Genomic DNA, 16,581 nt, shown 5'->3' on the forward strand with positions numbered 1-16,581 from the left:
CTCGATGGTGAATGAGGCGCGGGAGTGGCAGGCGCTAGAAGTCTTGCCACTGATGGGCGGCTGCCGCGGCGCTTGCGCCCATGCCCCGTCCGATTCTCTGCGTCAGCTGGTGCACAGGAGAGGCGGCAGCGGCACGATGATTGTCCTGTGCAGGTGTGGCCGCGGCCGGTTCGCCGGCCTCGACGCGGAACTGCGCGAGCAACTGGAACAGCGCCTGGGCTTCGCTCGCGAGGCTGTGGCTCGCCGCGTTCGACTGCTCGACCATGGCGGCATTCTGCTGCGTGCCCTGGTCCATGGTGTTGACGGCGACGTTGATCTCCCGCAGCCCGACGGCCTGTTCGCGTGCACCCTCTACGATCGCCGCGACGTTGACGTTGATCTCCTTGACCTGCTCGACGATCCGCGCAAGCGCTTCACCAGTCTCACCGACCAGTCCGACGCCGGTCTTGACCTGTTCGCCGGACTGGCTGATCAGCGCCTTGATCTCCTTGGCGGCGGTGGCCGAACGCTGGGCGAGTTCACGCACCTCCTGCGCAACCACTGCGAAGCCCTTGCCGGCTTCTCCGGCGCGGGCGGCCTCGACGCCAGCGTTCAGGGCAAGCAGGTTCGTCTGGAAGGCGATATCGTCGATCACGCCGATGATGTTGGTGATCTCCTTCGAGGACTTCTCGATCGCGCCCATGGCGTTGATCGCCTTGCCGACGATCTCGCCGGAACGTTCCGCATTCTGCCGTGCATCGATCACGAGCTTGCCGGCTTCGTCCGCGCGGCGGCTGGAATCGGCAACCGTCTGGGTAATCTCCTCCAGAGCTGCCGCCGTCTCCTCGACGGAGGCGGCTTGCTGCTCCGTGCGGCGCGACAGGTCGTCGGCTGCTGACTTCATTTCACCCGACCCGGCTGCGATTGCCTTGGCGTTCTCGCGGATACCGCGCATCGCCTCCCGCAGGCGGGCCGCTGTCTGGTTGAAGTCGACGCGAAGCTGCTCCAGGCTCGGGATGAAGGCGCGGGGGATGTCGCAACAGAGATCGCCCGACGCCAGCGATTGCAGGCCCTTGCCGAGCGTCACTACGTTTTCCACCCGGCCGGTGACGTCGGTTGCAAACTTCACCACCTTGATGACCTTGCCGTCGGGGCCGACGATCGGATTGTAGGAGGCCTGGATGTAGATCTTGTTGCCGGCGCGGCCAATGCGGGTGAATTCCTCGGAAAAAACTCGCCGTCGCGCAGCCGCTCCCAGAAGCGCTGGTAGTCGTCGGTGCGGACGTAGTCCGGTTCGCAGAACATGGCGTGATGCTTGCCGACGATTTCGGAGAGCTGGTAGCCTAGCGTCTTCAGGAAGTTCTCGTTGGCGGTGAGGATGTCTCCGCTCGGCGTGAACTCGATTACTGCCTGGGCGCGCGAGAGTGCGGCCAGCTTTCCCGCATCTTCGGTGCTCCTCAGCTTGCTCTCGGTGATGTCGGTCGCGAACTTGACGACCTTGACCGGCTTGCCTCGCCGGAAGACCGGATTGTAGGAGGCCTCGATCCAGATCTCGCGTCCGCCCTTGGCGATGCGGCGGTACTGGCGCCGGTCGAAATGGCCTTGGGCGAGACGATCCCAGAACGCCTTGTAATCAGAGCTTGATGCTTCGGCGGGGTCGACGAACAGCCGATGGTGCTGGCCGATGATCTCGGAAAGCTCGTAGCCGAGCGCCTTGCAGAAGTTCTCGTTGGCAGTCAGGATGCGTCCTGTCAGGTCGAATTCGATGATTGCCTGCGAGCGGGCGACAGCCTCCAGCACCGCTTCGGCGTCGCGGTTGTTCATGAACGGTATTCCCATAAACCTCTCCTCTGGCCGTTGTTGCGGCCGTGCTTGATCGCCGCTGTCGCGTCGGCGACAGGCGTCATGGTTGCTTTGAAGGCGTCCCGACGGCTCATCAGGTGGCGGCACGCGGATATACGCTGGTAGTCTCCCGCTGCGGGCGGCAGGTTGCGGACAATCATCCGCCTCCGGGTCCTCGGCCCGCACTGCAAGATCTAATAGTGAGTCATTGACGGGTGATTAACGAAGTTCTTGTGCCTGCGAAGGAACATTTTTTCGAGACATCGCCTGCATCGGCGACCGTGTTCAATGCCATTTACGGCGATTGGTTGCGACCGGATCAGGCCTCGATCAAGCAGGGTTAACAGGGACTTATCAGCTTGGCGCGCCGTTCTTCGGTTGGTGCGCGTCAGGTGGAGCGCCCGCCCAGCAGGTCAACAGGGCTCGGTGGAAATATTCCGGCGCCAAGCCATTGGCTCGTCCTCACCGGCGTCGTTCGCGCGGGTGCCACAACCGCCGTCTCAGGTCTTCGCGGCGAGATAGTCCACTGTCACGGCATGCAGGGGCGTGCCGCTGTCGCGGAAGCTCACGATGTTGCCGATGGTCGTCTCGGCAATTGCGTCGAGTGCCTCGCGGGTGAAGAAGGCCTGGTGGCCGGTGATCAGCACGTTGGGAAAAGTCAGGAGACGGGCGAAGACGTCATCGCGCAGAACCTCGTTCGACAGGTCCTCGAAGAAGAGGTCTGCCTCTTCCTCGTAGACGTCGAGGCCGAGGCTGCCGATGGTGCCGTCCTTGAGGCCCGCGATTGCCGCATGGGCATCGATCACCGCGCCGCGGCTGGTGTTGATGAGCATAACCCCCGGCTTCAGGAGCGGCAGGGTTTCAGCGCTGATCATGTGACGGGTTTCAGGCGTCAGCGGGCAGTTCAGGCTGAGGATGTCGGACTGCCGGAAGAGTTCCTCCCGCTCCACGTAATGCATGCCGAGCGCCTCGCATTCCGGGTTCGGCCGGACATCATGGCCGAGCAGCCTGCAGCCGAAGCCTGCGGCGATCTTCGCCAGGACCGCGCCGATCTTGCCGGTTCCGACAATGCCCATCGTCTTGCCGTTGAGGTCGAAACCGAGCAGGCCATCCAGCGCGAAGTTGCCTTCACGGACGCGGTTATAGGCGCGATGGATCTTGCGGTTGAGCGACAGGATGATCGCCATCGTGTGTTCAGCCACCGCATGCGGCGAATAGGCGGGAACGCGGGCGACGGCGATGCCGATCTCGGCGGCCGCTTCGAGATCGACATTGTTGAAGCCGGCGCTGCGCAGGGCGACCAGCCGCACGCCAAGCTGCGCCAGCCGCTCTATCACCGGGCGGGAGAGTTCGTCGTTGACGAAGGCGCAGACGGCTTCCGAGCCCTCGGCCAGCGCTGCCGTGTCCAGCGAGAGGCGCGATTCCGAATAGCGAAGCTCGATCCCGCGTGCGGCGGCGCGATCGAGGAACAGGCGGTCGTAGGGCTTGGTGCTGAAAACGGTGACTTTCATGTTTCCCCTCGTTCGCTTCGCCGGGACGATGCCATGTCGCTCGCCGCCAGTCCATCGGCGGCGGCGAGCGACATGCCGGCCGCCGGGGAGAAGGCAGCCGAAAGGAAGGGGCTCGGTCAGCCGCCCGGCTGGACGGCAGCTTCGGGTTCGGTCGCCGGCACGTCCGTCTGCGGCGGCGCCGGGCGCTCGCCACCTGGTGCGGCTTCAGGAGCTTCACCGGCCGGCGGGGTTTCGGGGTTCGCAGGCTCCGCCGGAACGACGCCCGGGGTTTCCGCAGGCGGCGTGTCCGGAACTGATGCAGGCGGAGCGGCTGCGGGTGCCGTGCCCTCAGCGGTGCCCGGTTCTGTCGCCGGAGAGGGCGCGGCCGTGCCGGCTCCGGCCGGGGCAGCGCCGCCCGCTGCACCCTGCAGGGGCTGGTCCGTCGCGATCGGCTCCGGAATAGTCGTGCCGTCGGCCGGTGCAACGCGCCAGACCGTGTTGCCGGAATCATCGGCGACGAGCAGTGCTCCCGTACCGTCGATCCCGACACCGACCGGGCGGCCGCGGGCATTGTCGCCGTCGAGGAAGCCGGTCACCACGTCCTGCGCCATGCCGGACGGCTTGCCGTTCTCGAAGGGGATGTAGATGACCTTGTAGCCGTTGAAGGCGCTGCGGTTCCAGCTGCCGTGCTCGCCCACGAAGGCGCCGTTGGCATAGGGCTCCGGCATGGCCGATCCGTTGGTGAAGGTCATGCCGAGGGCGGCCACATGGCTCGACAGGGCATAGTCGGGCTTGATCGCCTTTTCGACCAGGTCCGGCCGCGGCGGATGCACGCGTTCGTCCACGTGGTCGCCGAAATAGCTCCAGGGCCAGCCGTAGAAGCCGTCTTCCTGCACGGAGGTCATGTAGTCGGGAACAAGGTTCGGGCCGAGTTCGTCGCGCTCGTTGATGACGGCCCAGAGTTCCCCGGTCTCGGGATGGAAGGTGAGGCCGTTGGGGTTGCGCAGCCCCGAGGCAAAGATGCGCGAGGCACCGGTTTCCCGATCGACCTGCCAGATTGCGGCGCGGCCCTTTTCCGCCTCCAGCCCGCGCTCGCCGGCATTCGAATTGGAGCCAGCCGAGGCGTAGAGGAAGCGACCATCCGGGCTGAGTGCCAGGTCCTTCGTCCAATGGTGGTTGATCGGCCCGCCGGGAAGCGGGGCGAGAACGTCGGGCTCGCCGCCAACCGTCGTCTCGCCGAGCCGGTAGGGATAGGCGAGGATGGCGTCCGCGGCGGCCACATACAACGTGTCGTCGGCCCAGGCGACGCCGAAGGGCGAGTTCAGCTTGGTCAACAGGTCGTGTCGCTCATCCACCTCGCCGTCTCGGTTGGTATCGCGCAGCAGGGTGATGAGGTTGCTCTCCTTCTGCGCGCCTCCGCCTCCGCCGCGGGCCATCGACATGATCCAGTCGCGCACGAGGTCCTTGGGTCGCTCCGTCGGCTTGCCTTCCGGTGCCTTGCCCTGCACCACGAGGACATCGCCGTTCGGCAGCGTGTGCACGGTGCGCGGATTGGCAAGATCGGTGGCGTAGGCGGAGATCGTCAGCCCTTCGGGCACCGTGGGGGTCTCGCCGTCCTGCCAGCCGACCACTTCGGCCACCTTCAGGTCCGGGAGGAGCTCGGTCGACGGCTCCGGCAGCACCGGGTCGGGTCCGATCTGCTGGGTGACGTCGAAATCGCCGTTCTGGTCGCTGCAGCCGGCAAGGGCGAGCGCCAGGAGCGAGACTGTGGCGAGGGTGGAGGTTCTGGTCATAAAAGTCATCGTTCGACACTCCAGATCACGCGGGACCGTCGGCGGGCGGCAAGGATCACGGTCAGGACCGCCAGTACGACGGTGACGACGGAAAGGATGAGGCCGTTCGGCACGACTGCGGTCCAGCCGTCGCCTGCATGGACGAAGCTGTTGACGACGGCCACGGCGAGCATCAGGGCATAGCCGATGGCGGCTGCCCAACCGGGCCCCAGGACGCGCGTCGAGCGGCGCAGCATGTCGACGAGCCCGGCCAGCAGACCAACGGCGCCGACGACCAGGCCGAAGAAGAGAAGCCAGGACGAGAAGTTGCTCCACATCAGGAACGAGGTTCGCCAGTAGGCGATGTCGGTTACCAGTGCGAGCGTGAAGCAGACGAAGGGAAAGGGCACGAAGAAGGTCCGTAGCGGAAATCCGGCCCTTCCGGTCGTGGTGGTGGTATAGGTGGTGGTCATCTCGGCGCCTCGATGCGAGTGGGTCGGACACGACAGTTACGGCTGACGACGACTTTTGTTCCAAGTGCTGGGACCGCTTGCTCCCATCCGCTTTGATGCCGGGCTATTGGAGCGGCCCGGACTCATGCTAGAGAGGCGCCAATTGCACCTGCGCCCGGCAGGCCGTCCGGCTCGTCCGGCGGCGGATCGAACGGCCATACCTTGAACGCGACCCTCTTTCGCTCCGTCCTTCACATTTCAGCATTGTGCGGCCTCTATCTGTCCGCTGCCATGTTCGTGCCCGCCATGGCCGATCTCTATGTCGGCCATCCGGACTGGCAGGTGTTCGCGATGTCGGGAATTCTCTGCGGCGGCATCTTCACGCTTGCGGCCGTTGCCACGAGCGGCCCGCCGCCCGTCTTCACCCGACGTTTCGGCTTCCTGCTCGTCAATGTAATGTGGACGACCTTCACCATCGTCGGCGCCATTCCCTTCTACCTGTCGAGCTACGACCTGACGCTGGCGCAGGCTGTCTTCGAATCGGTCTCCGGCATCACCACGACCGGAGGAACGGTGCTCGTGGGGCTGGACAATCTTCCGCCCGGCCTGCTGCTCTGGCGTTCTCTGATCGTCTGGCTTGGGGGCATCGGCATTGTCGGGCTTGGGCTTTTCATCCTGCCGGACCTGCGCGTCGGCGGATTGTCCTTCTTCAAGCTCGAATCCTCAGACACCAGCGAGAAGACGTTCTCGCGTCTTGCCAGCTTCACGCGCGCCTTCATGGCAATCTATTTCGGCATCACGCTCGCCTGCGCGATTGGCTATGCCTGGGCCGGCATGAGCGTTTTCGACGCCGTCAATCACGCCTTCACCACCGTCGCGACCGGCGGTTACTCGACCCACGACGCTTCGTTCGGCTATTTCCAGAGCCTCCCGCTTCTTTGGGTGGCAACCTTCTTCATGACGATCAGCAGCCTGCCTTTCTCGGTGATGATCCTGCTTGCGCTGCGCAAGCGGATCTCCGTGCTGCGCGATCCGCAGATCCTCGCCTTCCTTGGCTATCTGACGGTGCTGTCCACGCTCGTCGGCATCCATCACCACCTCACCAGCGACGTGGAAATCGGGCAGGCGCTGACGCACGCCTTCTTCAACATCAGTTCGCTTCTGTCGACCACCGGATTTGCCAGCCAGGACTATACGCTGTGGGGACCGTTTGCAGTGACTGTCGCTTTCTTCGCGACCTTCATCGGCGGCTGCACAGGGTCGACGGCGGGCGGCATCAAGGCCTATCGCTTTGTCGTCCTGTACGGCGTGGTGCGGGCAGGCCTTCAGCGGCTGATCTATCCCAGCTCGATCGCCATCGTCCGCTACGGCCGCCAAACCGTGGAGCCGGAGGTTCAGCGGAGCATCTTCCTGTTCCTCGCCCTATACATGCTTCTCTGGGCTCTGGGTGCGATCGCCCTCGGGGCGCTTGGTTACGATGTGGCAACCGCGCTCTCCGGTTCGATCACCTCGCTCTCCAACGTCGGGCCGGGGATAGGCACGATCATCGGCCCCGCCGGCAATTTTTCCACCATCAGCGATCCCGCCCTCAACGTCATGTCGGCTCTCATGCTGCTGGGACGCCTGGAGGTGTTGACCGTGCTGGTGCTCCTGGTGCCTGTCTTCTGGCGCGATTGAGGCGGCAACCTGCAACCCGTTGACAGCCCTTCTGCGCATCTGCTCAAACCTTGGCCAGGAATGAGGAGCATGAGGAGGGCCCTATGGCTGGTTATGTGCTGGCGATCGACCAGGGAACGACGTCCAGTCGCGCGATCGTTTTCGACGAGAACATGAAGATCGCCGGGGTCGGCCAGAAGGAGTTCACGCAGATCTTCCCGAAATCCGGCTGGGTCGAACATGACCCCGAGGAAATCTGGGGGAGCGTGGTGCTGACGATCCGCCAGGCGATCCGCAAGGCCGGCATCCGGGCCTCCGACATTGCCGCGATCGGTATCACCAACCAGCGCGAGACGGTCGTGGTCTGGGAGCGCGAGACGGGCCAGGCGATCCACAATGCCATCGTCTGGCAGGACCGACGCACCGCGGGCGACTGCGAGCGGATGAAGGGGGAGGGGCTGGAGACCCTCTTCACCGAAAAGACCGGCCTGCTGCTCGATCCCTATTTTTCCGGTACGAAGCTCTCCTGGCTGCTCAAGAACGTCGAGGGCGCCAGGCCGCGGGCGGCGAATGGCGACCTCTGCTTCGGAACCATCGACACCTACCTCATCTGGCGGCTCACCGGTGGCCGGAGTTTTGTCACCGACGCCACCAATGCCTCCCGCACGCTGATCTACAACATCGCACAGAACCGCTGGGACGATGACCTTCTCGACATCCTGGACATTCCCGCCGCCATGCTGCCGGAAGTAAAGGATTGCGCCGATGATTTCGGGGTGACCGACGAGCGGCTGTTCGGCGCAGCAATCCCGATCCTCGGGGTTGCCGGCGACCAGCAGGCGGCGACGATGGGCCAGGCCTGCTTCGAGCCCGGCATGATCAAGTCCACCTATGGGACCGGCTGCTTTGCGGTGCTGAACACAGGCTCCGAGATCGTGCCGTCGAAGAACCGCCTGCTGACGACCATCGCCTATCGCCTGGATGGCGAGACCACCTATGCGCTGGAAGGCTCGATCTTCATCGCCGGCGCCGCCGTGCAATGGCTGCGCGACGGGCTCGGGATCATCCGCAAGGCGGAACAGACCGGGCAACTGGCCGACAGTGCCGATCCGGAGCAGGCCGTCTATCTTGTGCCGGCCTTTACCGGCCTCGGCGCCCCCCATTGGGACGCCGAGGCGCGCGGCGCGATCTTCGGGCTGACCCGCAATACGGGGCCGGCGGAACTGTCGCGGGCTGCGCTGGAGGCTGTCTGCTACCAGACCCGCGACCTCCTCGATGCAATGCACAAGGACTGGCAGAGCGATGGCCGGCAGACGGTGCTGCGGGTGGACGGCGGCATGGTCGCCTCCGACTGGACGATGCAGCGGCTCGCCGATCTGCTCGATGCGCCCGTCGATCGTCCGACCATCCTCGAGACCACGGCGCTCGGCGCCGCCTGGCTTGCCGGTTCAAGGGCAGGCGTCTGGCCGGGGAGGAAGGAGTTTGCGCGCCGCTGGGCCCGCCAACGCTGCTTCGAGCCGCAGATGGACGATGATGTAAGGGAGGCGAAGATCCGCGGCTGGAAGGATGCGGTCAGGCGGACGCTGACCGGAGGATGACGGCGCCAGTCGGCACCTATTCGATGCGCTCGCCGGGATAAACGCCCCAGAGCGACGACTGGTCGACATAGCCTTCGACGCTGTTGCGGGGCAGGCTGACCTCGCACCAGCGGCCGTCGCAGGTCTTCACCTGCATCAACACCCGGGGGGAGAGCTGTGCCCGGACCGATGCGCCGGACGAAGCGGATCGCCTGAGCGGGATCGGTTCGTCGAGCCATGGCCCGACGATGGCGGTCCGGTCTCCGGACAGAAGCGCGCCCGACATCCAGCCGCTGACGCCCTCGAAGTCGCGTACGCGGCGCCAGTTGCCGTATTCCTCCGTGATTTCCAGCGGCAGACCTCGCTGCGTATAGAGCCAGCTGGTCGCATAGTCGGTGGACGGACCGATGCGCATGCGCGCCTTGGCAGCCTTCAGCGAGACGAACCGGGGAACGGCGTAGCCGGTTTCCCGGCCGCTGCGGAAGCCGGAGCCGGCATCCGCAGCGATTGCCGGCGGCAGGCCGGCCACCAGGGCGGCGACTGCAACGAGACCGGCCGCGCAATGGCGTGTGAATCTTCTGCTGATCATGCGGGTGCGAATGTCGTGCAGGCGAGCTTCGCCGCGATCAGTTGCACTTGCGCACTTCGTTCAGCGCCGCGGTCACGCCCTTCAGGGAATAGGCATAGCTGGTATTGGTGCCACGCTGCGAGGTCGCCTCGATGACGAGTTCGCGACCGGCCCGCATGGCGTTGACCATTTCCGGCTCATTCGCCTGGTTCTTCACCCAGGCAGCGTTGTCCTTCGGCGCCATGGTAAAGCTCTTGTCGTCGACGCGTACCCTGACCTCGGCCGCCGGATTGAGGGTGTAGCCCATGATCGCCTGCGGCGCGTAGCTCGAGCCCTGCGGCGCAACCAGCACGAAGTTGTCCCCATGATTTACGTTGCCCGGCTGCTTGGTCACGGGAACCGACAGCGCGTAGCAATTCTTCTGGCCGTTCTGGGTATAGGAATAGACGCCCCAGGCATCGAATTGCTTGATCCTGGTGGGCTGTGCGCTGGCGACCGCGGCCGATCCGAGCATGAGCGAAAGAGCAAAGCAGCACGTCCGGGTGAACATCTTGCCTCCATCTGTTTGCGTGCGTGGATGATGGCCCGCATGTCGCTGCGGAGCCGTCTCTGATAAGGCTCTAATACAGATGGTGAGGGTTACCGGGAAGTTAAAAGCCGACCCGGAATAGTGCATCTCCCGCTCACAAAGGGGTGAGGAGGAGCGTGAACGAGGGCGGGCGGCACGCGCCGCCCATCCTCTCTTCCGGACATGCGCGAACTTATGACGTCACGGGCTCGTTCATCGCCCAGAGGACCCCGAAAGGGTCGCGCAGCTGGCCGTAGCGGTCGCCCCAGAACATCACCTGGAGCTCCGTCACCACCTCCATACCGGCGTCCACGGCACGCTTCCACCAGGTGTCGATGCCCTCGACCGGCAGCATGACCGTGAAGGCCTGCGGTTTTTCGAGCGGATAGCCGTAGTCGGGGTAGGGGTCGCACAGCATCAGCGAACCACCGTTGATGTAGAGATGCACGTGCATGGTCCGGCCCTGATCGTCCGGCGGATGGGCGCCCGCGAATGTGGCACCTAGAGCGCGCTTGTAAAAATCGGCCGCCTTCATTGCTCCGTCCACCTGCAGGTAGGCGACAATACCGCCCTTTACCGGTTCGGCTTCCTGCTGTGGCGTATTGGCTTCGACAGTCGTGTCCATCTCATTACCCTCCTGTTGCTCGCCCGCGTGGGCGGGTGCTTCAAGGACGGCTCAGGGGCGGCCGCGCCGACACGTCGGAGCGAAATTTTCAGGCGCGCGCCAGGAACTCCTTGGTCAGCGCCTCATAGGCTTCCATGGGCGGGAACTCCGGGAAGCTGTGGGTGGCGCCGGTCGTGGCCCAGGGAAGCTTGGCGCTGGTGTAGGTTTCGACAAAGGGGGAAAACCATGAGGCGTCGTCGAGCATAGTCGGGCGGATGTTGACGAAGGCATCGAGGAAGGTCGCCTTCGTGAACATCCAGCTCTTGCAGTGCGGGCAGTGATAGTGATGTAGGTCATCGCCATGAACGCCGCCGATCACCGGTTCGCCCTCGAGTACCTCGAAACCCTCAGAAGGAATGGCGGCGCTGCAGGAAAAGGCGCTGGCGCTCATCTTCTGGCAGCCACGGCAGTGGCAGGCCATGGTCAGAAGCGGCGGCGCGCTGATGCGGATGCGTACCTGACCGCAGCGGCAGGAACCCTCCATCGGCAGGACTGGCATGGGCATGAGGTCTCCTCCCTACGATCTGGCCGGAATGGTCAGCCCACGGTCCACCGCGGGTCTCGCGAGACCTCGCTCCAGCCATCGGGGCACGTGCTTCAACTCGTCGTACTGTACGAGTTCGCCAGCGCCATAGAAGCCGATCAGGTTGCGAACCCAGCCCAGCATGGCGATGTCGGCGATCGTGTACTCGTCGCCCATGATCCAGTCGCGGCCGCCGAGCCGGGTCTCCAGTACCCGGATCAGACGGGCGCTCTCCTTGGCGTAGCGGTCGCGCGGGCGCTTGTCCTCGTAGTCCTTGCCGGCGAACTTGTGGAAGAAGCCGAGCTGGCCGAACATCGGTCCCATGCCGCCCATCTGCCACATCACCCACTGGATCGCCTCGTAGCGTGCGGCTGGATCGGCAGGAAGGAGCTTGCCGGTCTTTTCCGCCAGGTAGACCAGGATCGCGCCGCTCTCGAACAGCGCCAGAGGCTGCCCGTTGGGGCCGCCAGGATCGAGGATCGCCGGGATCTTGCCGTTCGGGTTCAGCGACAGGTATTCCGGACCCCAGGTCTCGTCCTGACCGATGTCGATGTAGTGCGCTTCGTAGGGCAGGGCCGTCTCCTCCAGCATGATCGACACCTTCACGCCGTTCGGTGTCGGTGCCGAATAGAGCTGGAGGATGTCCGGGTTCTTCGCCGGCCAGCGGCTGGTGATCGGGAACATGGAGAGGTCGGCCATAGGATCCTCGCAGGCGTTGCAGTCGTGCAGAACTATAGAGCGCCGGGTAATGGATGCCAGTCGAGCGCCTGACGTTTTGCGGCCGAAATGTGGCGGAAGGGGTTGTCCTTGCGAGGCGGCTGCGCCATCTACGCCCTCCTGATGCCGGCCGCCTCCCGCTCCGCGTGGGCAAGGCGAGGCTGCAGCGATCGCGCGTGTGCGAGGTGCCCCGGCTTTCGCCGACCCTATCCGGACGACCCGAAGGTCGTGGCACCGGCCGAAGAAAATGGAGCAGATGATGACGGACCTGAGCGCTTCGAGCGCAGACGAAGCCATTCCCGCGCCGGAGGGGAGAACGCAGATCATCGATACCGAATACGAGATCGGCCAGGACAACATCAACTACCGGCGACGCTTCGTCTTCGAGCTCGACATCCACAACATCGTGTTCAGCGTCTCGGCGCTGACGATCGTCGCCTTCACCTTCCTGACGCTGATGTTCCAGACGACGCTCGGGCCGGTCTTCACCGCCATTCGCGACACGCTGACCTCGAACCTCGCCTGGTTCTTCCTTCTGGCCGGCAATATCTTCGTGATTGCCTGCGTTGCCCTGATCTTCCTGCCGGTCGGGCGTGTCAGGCTCGGCGGACCCGATGCAACGCCGGACTATAGCCGCATGTCTTGGTTCTCGATGCTCTTTGCCGCCGGCATGGGGATCGGGTTGATGTTCTACGGCGTGTCCGAGCCCCTCGGCAATTACACCGCCGCCTTCGAAGGGCCGGTGGTGGAGGATGGCGTGCGGACGGACTGGGCGCCGCTCGGTGGCGTTCCAGGTGACGAGGAGGGCGCACGCCGTCTCGCCATGGCCGCCACGATCTTCCACTGGTCGCTGCATCCCTGGGCGATCTATGCGGTCGTCGCGCTGTCGCTGGCGCTGTTTGCCTACAACAAGGGTCTGCCCCTGACGCTCCGCTCCGTCTTCTACCCGATCTTCGGCGAGCGCGTCTGGGGCTGGCCGGGCCATGTGATCGATATCCTGGCCGTCTTCGCCACCATCTTCGGCCTGTCCACATCGCTTGGCATCGGTGCCGAACAGGCGGGGGCAGGGCTTAATTTCCTCTTCGGGCTACCCTCCGGCGTCGGCATGACCGCGTTCCTGGTGATCATCATCACCGGCGTCGCCACTGCTTCGGTCATCGCCGGCATGGACAAGGGCGTGAAGCGCCTGTCCGAAATCAACATGGCGCTGGCCTTCCTGCTCCTGATGTTCGTCATCCTCGTCGGCCCGACGCTGCAGATCCTGCGGAACTTCTTCCTGAACCTGCTCGCCTATGTGGAATACCTGCCGGCGCTGTCGAACCCATTCGGCCGCGACGACGACAATTTCCGGCAGGGCTGGACGGCCTTCTACTGGGCCTGGTGGATCAGCTGGTCGCCCTTCGTCGGCATGTTCATCGCCCGCGTCAGCCGCGGCCGCACGGTGCGCGAGTTCCTGATCGCGGTGCTGCTCATCCCGTCACTCGTCTCGACGATCTGGATGACGGCGCTCGGTGGAACGGCGATCAGCCAGGTCGCTTCGCAGGGGCTCACCTCGGTGCAGGACGCGGCGCTCGAGATCCAGCTCTTCGAGATGCTGGCGCACCTGCCGCTGACGCAGCTGACCTCGCTGATCGGCATCATACTGGTGATCGTCTTCTTCGTTACCTCGTCCGATTCCGGGTCGCTGGTGATCGACACGATCGCGGCCGGCGGCAAGGTGAATGCGCCGGTTCCGCAACGTGTCTTCTGGGCGACGTTCGAGGGACTGGTTGCGATCGCCCTGATGCTGGGTGGCGGGCTTGCGGCGCTGCAGGCCATGGCGGTCTCCACCGGCTTTCCGTTTGCCATCGTGCTGCTCGCGGCGACCTGGTGCCTGTTCAAGGGCCTGATGGCGGAACCGCGGCCGCTCTCCGGGACGCCCAAAGCCGCCTGAGGCAGGCTGCCGGCCGCAGATTTTTTTGCTGCGGCCGGTCGGCGGTGGCGCTACTCCTTCGTCTTCCAATGGAGAAGGAGTTGACGATGCTTTACGCAATCCTCTGCTATGCCGACGAGGAAAAGGTGTTTGCCTGGTCGAAGGAGGAAGAGGCGGCCGTGATGGGGCGCCTCCAGGCCGTGCAGGAGCCGCTCGCAAGGGCTGGCAAGCTCGGGCCCACCGGACGGCTGATGCCGACGACGGCGGCCACCACAGTGCGCAAGGGCAGGGACGAGCCGCTGGTCGTCGATGGCCCCTTTGCCGAGACGAAGGAAGTGCTGCTCGGCTTCTATACCGTCGACGTCGAGAACCTCGATGAGGCGATCGCCTTTTCCAAGGAGCTCTCTGCCGTCAACCCTGGCTCCACCTCCTATGAGATCCGGCCATTCTACGTCTTCCATCCCGGGAGTTCCCCCACATGAAGGACCTCGCCTGGATCGATCTTGCGCTCACGGCGGCCCGGCCGCAGGCCATGGGCGCTCTCTTGCGCTATTTCCGTGACCTCGACACGGCGGAAGAGGCGTTCCAGGAGGCGTGCCTGAGGGCGATCCGAACCTGGCCTGACAAGGGGCCGCCGCGCGATCCGACCGCATGGCTGATCTTCGTCGGGCGGAACAGCGGCGTCGACCAGATCCGCAAGACGGCGCGCAACACCGCGCTGCCGGACGAGAAGGTGCTCTCCGACCTCTCCGATGCCGAGGCCGACATGGCCGAGCGGCTCGATAGCTCGCATTACCGCGACGACATCCTGCGGCTGATGTTCATCTGCTGCCATCCGGACCTGCCGGCGACGCAGCAGATCGCGCTGGCGCTCCGGATCGTGTCCGGCATCAGTGTCGGCCAGATCGCGCGCGCCTTCATCGTGTCGGAAAGCGCGATGGAGCAGAGGATCACCCGGGCCAAGGCACGTGTGGCCAAGGCGGGACTGCCGTTCGAGGCGCCAAGCGCCGCCGAGCGGGCCGAGCGGCTGCCGCCGGTCATGGCGATGATCTACCTCGTCTTCAACGAGGGCTATGCCGCGGGCATGAGCAATCCCGACGTCGCTGCCCTGTGCGGCGAGGCCATCCGGCTCGCCCGCCTGCTTCAGCGGATATTCCCGGCTGAGCCCGAGATCATGGGGCTTGCCGCGCTGATGCTGCTGCAGCATTCCCGCCGCGAGGCACGCTATGACGGAGAGGGGCAGATCATCCTGCTCGAGGATCAGGACCGCTCGCTCTGGGACCGACGGCAGATCGACGAGGCGCTGGCGCTGCTCGACAAGGCGATCCGCCACCGCAAGCCAGGGCCCTACCAGGTGCAGGCGGCGATCGCCGCGCTGCATGCACGTGCCGTGACGGCAGGGGAGACGGACTGGAAGGAGATCGAACTCCTCTACCAGCTCCTGGAAAAGCTCAACCCGTCGCCGGTCGTCTCGCTGAACCGGGTCGTCGCCTTTTCGAAGCTGCGCGGGCCTGTCGAGGCGCTCGCCATGCTGGAACCCCTGGCGGATGCGCTGGACGGCTACTTCTATTTCCATGGCGTGCGCGGCGCGCTGCTTGCCCAGACGGGCGAGACTAGGGAGGCGAGGGAGGCATTCGGCCGGGCGATCTCCCTTGCCCGCTCGCCAGCGGAGGCCGCCCATGTGCGGCTGGAACTGGACAAGCTGAAGGAAGAAGCCATCCCCTCCTGAAATCTTAACCTCGCCATGTCGGCAAACGCCACGGTCATCCGTCCTTGGAACATCACCAGATCATCGGAGGGATTTAAGATGGACATGACGAACAAGACACCGGGCCACGAACTCGTTCTGGTGCGCGAATTCGATGCGCCGCGCGAGAATGTCTACAAGGCCTGGACCACGCCGGAGCTGATGAAGGTGTGGTTCTGCCCGGAGCCCTGGAAAGTGACCGAGGCCGATCTCGATCTTCGCGCCGGCGGTCGCTGCAACATCGTCATGGAAGGGCCGAACGGCGAGGTCATCCCAAACCAAGGCGTCTACCTCGAACTGATTGAAAACGAGAAGCTCGTGGTGACCGACGCCTTTACCGAAGGCTGGGTCCCGACGGACAAGCCCTTCATGGTGGCGACCGTGCTCCTGGAGGAACTGCCGGGCGGGCGCACCCGCTATACCGCCAGGGCACTGCACTGGACGGAGGAGGACAAGAAGGCCCACGAAGAGATGGGCTTCCACGAAGGCTGGGGCAAGGCAGCCGACCAGCTGGCCGCGTTGCTGGCGCGGATGTGAACGGGCGCCAGTCGAAGACGAGAGGGAAGGGGTGATCCCTTCCCATCTTCCGGTTGAAGCGGTTGGTCTCCAAGTGTCCGCTAGGCCATGCCCACCGCGCCAAGGCCTAATCTGGTTCATGAGAGACGCAAGAAACGGTCTGTTGAGCCGAAGCGAAACTCATGCAGACATGGGCGGCACTCGTTTCGACAACTTCGGCCCGACCATGAAAGCTCTGCCTCTCGCTATCGCATCGTTTCTTGTGTTTGCCGCTGCGGCCTCCGCCCAGCCTGCGCCATCGCTCTACACGACCTGCGAGAAGCTGGTGGAGGATTTGAAGGATTTCCATCCACCCGAGGGCGATCTCATTGTTATCGAGGTGACCGGCCCGCTGGAAGTGGCCGAGACCGGTGACGGCCTCGCCTATATGGGCGTCTGCGGAAACCAGGCGCCGAAGGTCATGTGCGTCACCTACAAGCTGAACGGGTTCGACGTCGGCGATCGCGTCACCGTTACCGGCTCCTTTCGGCGGCTGGAGCCGGACTTCATCGTGCTCGACCCCTGCCTGAACTCGCCTCCGGGACGGGAGTAAGCCAGT

15 protein-coding genes and 1 pseudogene are annotated in these 16,581 nt (G+C 64.7%); 7 read left to right on the top strand and 9 right to left on the bottom strand.

Annotated elements, in window-relative coordinates; translation table 11 throughout:
- Positions 1 to 34: 34 nt before the first annotated feature.
- From ACEPP2_RS03740 to ACEPP2_RS03755, 4 genes and pseudogenes are all read right to left on the bottom strand, one after another.
- Positions 35 to 1,818 (bottom strand): annotated as a pseudogene (locus tag ACEPP2_RS03740) (methyl-accepting chemotaxis protein).
- Positions 1,819 to 2,321: 503 nt separating this feature from the next.
- The gene (locus ACEPP2_RS03745) at positions 2,322 to 3,332 is read right to left on the bottom strand and encodes a 2-hydroxyacid dehydrogenase (protein WP_395515830.1); all 1,011 of its coding nucleotides are present in this window, start codon (positions 3,330 to 3,332) and stop codon (positions 2,322 to 2,324) included.
- Between the two features lie 116 nt (positions 3,333 to 3,448).
- Positions 3,449 to 5,104 carry a PQQ-dependent sugar dehydrogenase gene (locus ACEPP2_RS03750; RefSeq protein ID WP_172973570.1) on the bottom strand — a complete coding sequence of 552 codons (1,656 nt, stop codon included), beginning with the start codon at positions 5,102 to 5,104 and terminating at the stop codon, positions 3,449 to 3,451.
- A gap of 5 nt (positions 5,105 to 5,109) precedes the next feature.
- Positions 5,110 to 5,556 carry a DUF2231 domain-containing protein gene (locus ACEPP2_RS03755; RefSeq protein ID WP_395515831.1) on the bottom strand — a complete coding sequence of 149 codons (447 nt, stop codon included), beginning with the start codon at positions 5,554 to 5,556 and terminating at the stop codon, positions 5,110 to 5,112.
- Between the two features lie 201 nt (positions 5,557 to 5,757).
- On the opposite strand from ACEPP2_RS03755, the gene ACEPP2_RS03760 reads away from it, so the two are divergent.
- Positions 5,758 to 7,212, top strand: coding sequence for a TrkH family potassium uptake protein (locus tag ACEPP2_RS03760; RefSeq protein WP_395515832.1), 1,455 nt, complete (start codon positions 5,758 to 5,760; stop codon positions 7,210 to 7,212).
- 83 nt (positions 7,213 to 7,295) lie between these two features.
- Complete coding sequence (gene glpK, locus ACEPP2_RS03765) at positions 7,296 to 8,789, top strand: glycerol kinase GlpK (protein ID WP_395515833.1); 1,494 nt, start codon at positions 7,296 to 7,298, stop codon at positions 8,787 to 8,789.
- 16 nt (positions 8,790 to 8,805) lie between these two features.
- Here the strand turns inward: glpK and ACEPP2_RS03770 are convergent, their stop codons facing one another.
- From ACEPP2_RS03770 to ACEPP2_RS03790, 5 genes are all read right to left on the bottom strand, one after another.
- Positions 8,806 to 9,357, bottom strand: a complete 552-nt coding sequence (locus ACEPP2_RS03770) for an SH3 domain-containing protein (RefSeq protein WP_152339708.1) — start codon at positions 9,355 to 9,357, stop codon at positions 8,806 to 8,808.
- A 37-nt stretch (positions 9,358 to 9,394) separates the two neighbouring features.
- Positions 9,395 to 9,886: an invasion associated locus B family protein gene (locus ACEPP2_RS03775; RefSeq protein WP_077546823.1), complete on the bottom strand. Its 492-nt coding sequence runs from the start codon at positions 9,884 to 9,886 to the stop codon at positions 9,395 to 9,397.
- Positions 9,887 to 10,097: 211 nt separating this feature from the next.
- Positions 10,098 to 10,529 carry a VOC family protein gene (locus ACEPP2_RS03780; RefSeq protein WP_395515834.1) on the bottom strand — a complete coding sequence of 144 codons (432 nt, stop codon included), beginning with the start codon at positions 10,527 to 10,529 and terminating at the stop codon, positions 10,098 to 10,100.
- 88 nt (positions 10,530 to 10,617) lie between these two features.
- Positions 10,618 to 11,073, bottom strand: a complete 456-nt coding sequence (locus ACEPP2_RS03785) for a GFA family protein (protein WP_152339709.1) — start codon at positions 11,071 to 11,073, stop codon at positions 10,618 to 10,620.
- Between the two features lie 12 nt (positions 11,074 to 11,085).
- Entirely contained in the window at positions 11,086 to 11,790 is a 705-nt protein-coding gene (locus ACEPP2_RS03790; RefSeq protein ID WP_077546820.1) for a glutathione S-transferase N-terminal domain-containing protein, read from the bottom strand.
- Positions 11,791 to 12,067: 277 nt separating this feature from the next.
- Here ACEPP2_RS03790 and ACEPP2_RS03795 point away from each other — a divergent pair, with 277 nt between their 5' ends.
- The 5 genes from ACEPP2_RS03795 to ACEPP2_RS03815 all read left to right on the top strand — a co-directional run bounded on the left by ACEPP2_RS03795 (position 12,068) and on the right by ACEPP2_RS03815 (position 16,575).
- The gene (locus tag ACEPP2_RS03795) at positions 12,068 to 13,741 is read left to right on the top strand and encodes a BCCT family transporter (RefSeq protein ID WP_183949620.1); all 1,674 of its coding nucleotides are present in this window, start codon (positions 12,068 to 12,070) and stop codon (positions 13,739 to 13,741) included.
- Between the two features lie 86 nt (positions 13,742 to 13,827).
- Positions 13,828 to 14,202: a YciI family protein gene (locus tag ACEPP2_RS03800; protein WP_152339711.1), complete on the top strand. Its 375-nt coding sequence runs from the start codon at positions 13,828 to 13,830 to the stop codon at positions 14,200 to 14,202.
- A complete protein-coding gene (locus ACEPP2_RS03805) occupies positions 14,199 to 15,449 on the top strand; it encodes an RNA polymerase sigma factor (RefSeq protein ID WP_395515835.1) in 1,251 nt (416 codons plus the stop codon). Before ACEPP2_RS03800 ends, ACEPP2_RS03805 begins: the two co-directional genes overlap by 4 nt.
- Positions 15,450 to 15,533: 84 nt before the next feature.
- Positions 15,534 to 16,004, top strand: a complete 471-nt coding sequence (locus tag ACEPP2_RS03810; protein ID WP_281976932.1) for an SRPBCC family protein — start codon at positions 15,534 to 15,536, stop codon at positions 16,002 to 16,004.
- Positions 16,005 to 16,146: 142 nt separating this feature from the next.
- Positions 16,147 to 16,575: a hypothetical protein gene (locus ACEPP2_RS03815; RefSeq protein WP_395515836.1), complete on the top strand. Its 429-nt coding sequence runs from the start codon at positions 16,147 to 16,149 to the stop codon at positions 16,573 to 16,575.
- Positions 16,576 to 16,581: the final 6 nt, after the last annotated feature.

This window comes from Pseudorhizobium flavum (assembly GCF_044142885.1).
GTDB classification, from domain to species: Bacteria; Pseudomonadota; Alphaproteobacteria; order Rhizobiales; family Rhizobiaceae; genus Neorhizobium; species Neorhizobium flavum.

Bases quoted from the DNA above. Each gene is read 5' to 3' on its own strand.
- ACEPP2_RS03745 (WP_395515830.1), bottom strand. From the start codon at position 3,332: ATGAAAGTCACCGTTTTCAGCACCAAGCCCTACGACCGCCTGTTCCTC.
- ACEPP2_RS03750 (WP_172973570.1), bottom strand. From the start codon at position 5,104: ATGACCAGAACCTCCACCCTCGCCACAGTCTCGCTCCTGGCGCTCGCC.
- ACEPP2_RS03755 (WP_395515831.1), bottom strand. From the start codon at position 5,556: ATGACCACCACCTATACCACCACCACGACCGGAAGGGCCGGATTTCCG.
- glpK (WP_395515833.1), top strand. From the start codon at position 7,296: ATGGCTGGTTATGTGCTGGCGATCGACCAGGGAACGACGTCCAGTCGC.
- ACEPP2_RS03770 (WP_152339708.1), bottom strand. From the start codon at position 9,357: ATGATCAGCAGAAGATTCACACGCCATTGCGCGGCCGGTCTCGTTGCA.
- ACEPP2_RS03775 (WP_077546823.1), bottom strand. From the start codon at position 9,886: ATGTTCACCCGGACGTGCTGCTTTGCTCTTTCGCTCATGCTCGGATCG.
- ACEPP2_RS03780 (WP_395515834.1), bottom strand. From the start codon at position 10,529: ATGGACACGACTGTCGAAGCCAATACGCCACAGCAGGAAGCCGAACCG.
- ACEPP2_RS03785 (WP_152339709.1), bottom strand. From the start codon at position 11,073: ATGCCCATGCCAGTCCTGCCGATGGAGGGTTCCTGCCGCTGCGGTCAG.
- ACEPP2_RS03790 (WP_077546820.1), bottom strand. From the start codon at position 11,790: ATGGCCGACCTCTCCATGTTCCCGATCACCAGCCGCTGGCCGGCGAAG.
- ACEPP2_RS03795 (WP_183949620.1), top strand. From the start codon at position 12,068: ATGACGGACCTGAGCGCTTCGAGCGCAGACGAAGCCATTCCCGCGCCG.
- ACEPP2_RS03800 (WP_152339711.1), top strand. From the start codon at position 13,828: ATGCTTTACGCAATCCTCTGCTATGCCGACGAGGAAAAGGTGTTTGCC.
- ACEPP2_RS03805 (WP_395515835.1), top strand. From the start codon at position 14,199: ATGAAGGACCTCGCCTGGATCGATCTTGCGCTCACGGCGGCCCGGCCG.
- ACEPP2_RS03810 (WP_281976932.1), top strand. From the start codon at position 15,534: ATGACGAACAAGACACCGGGCCACGAACTCGTTCTGGTGCGCGAATTC.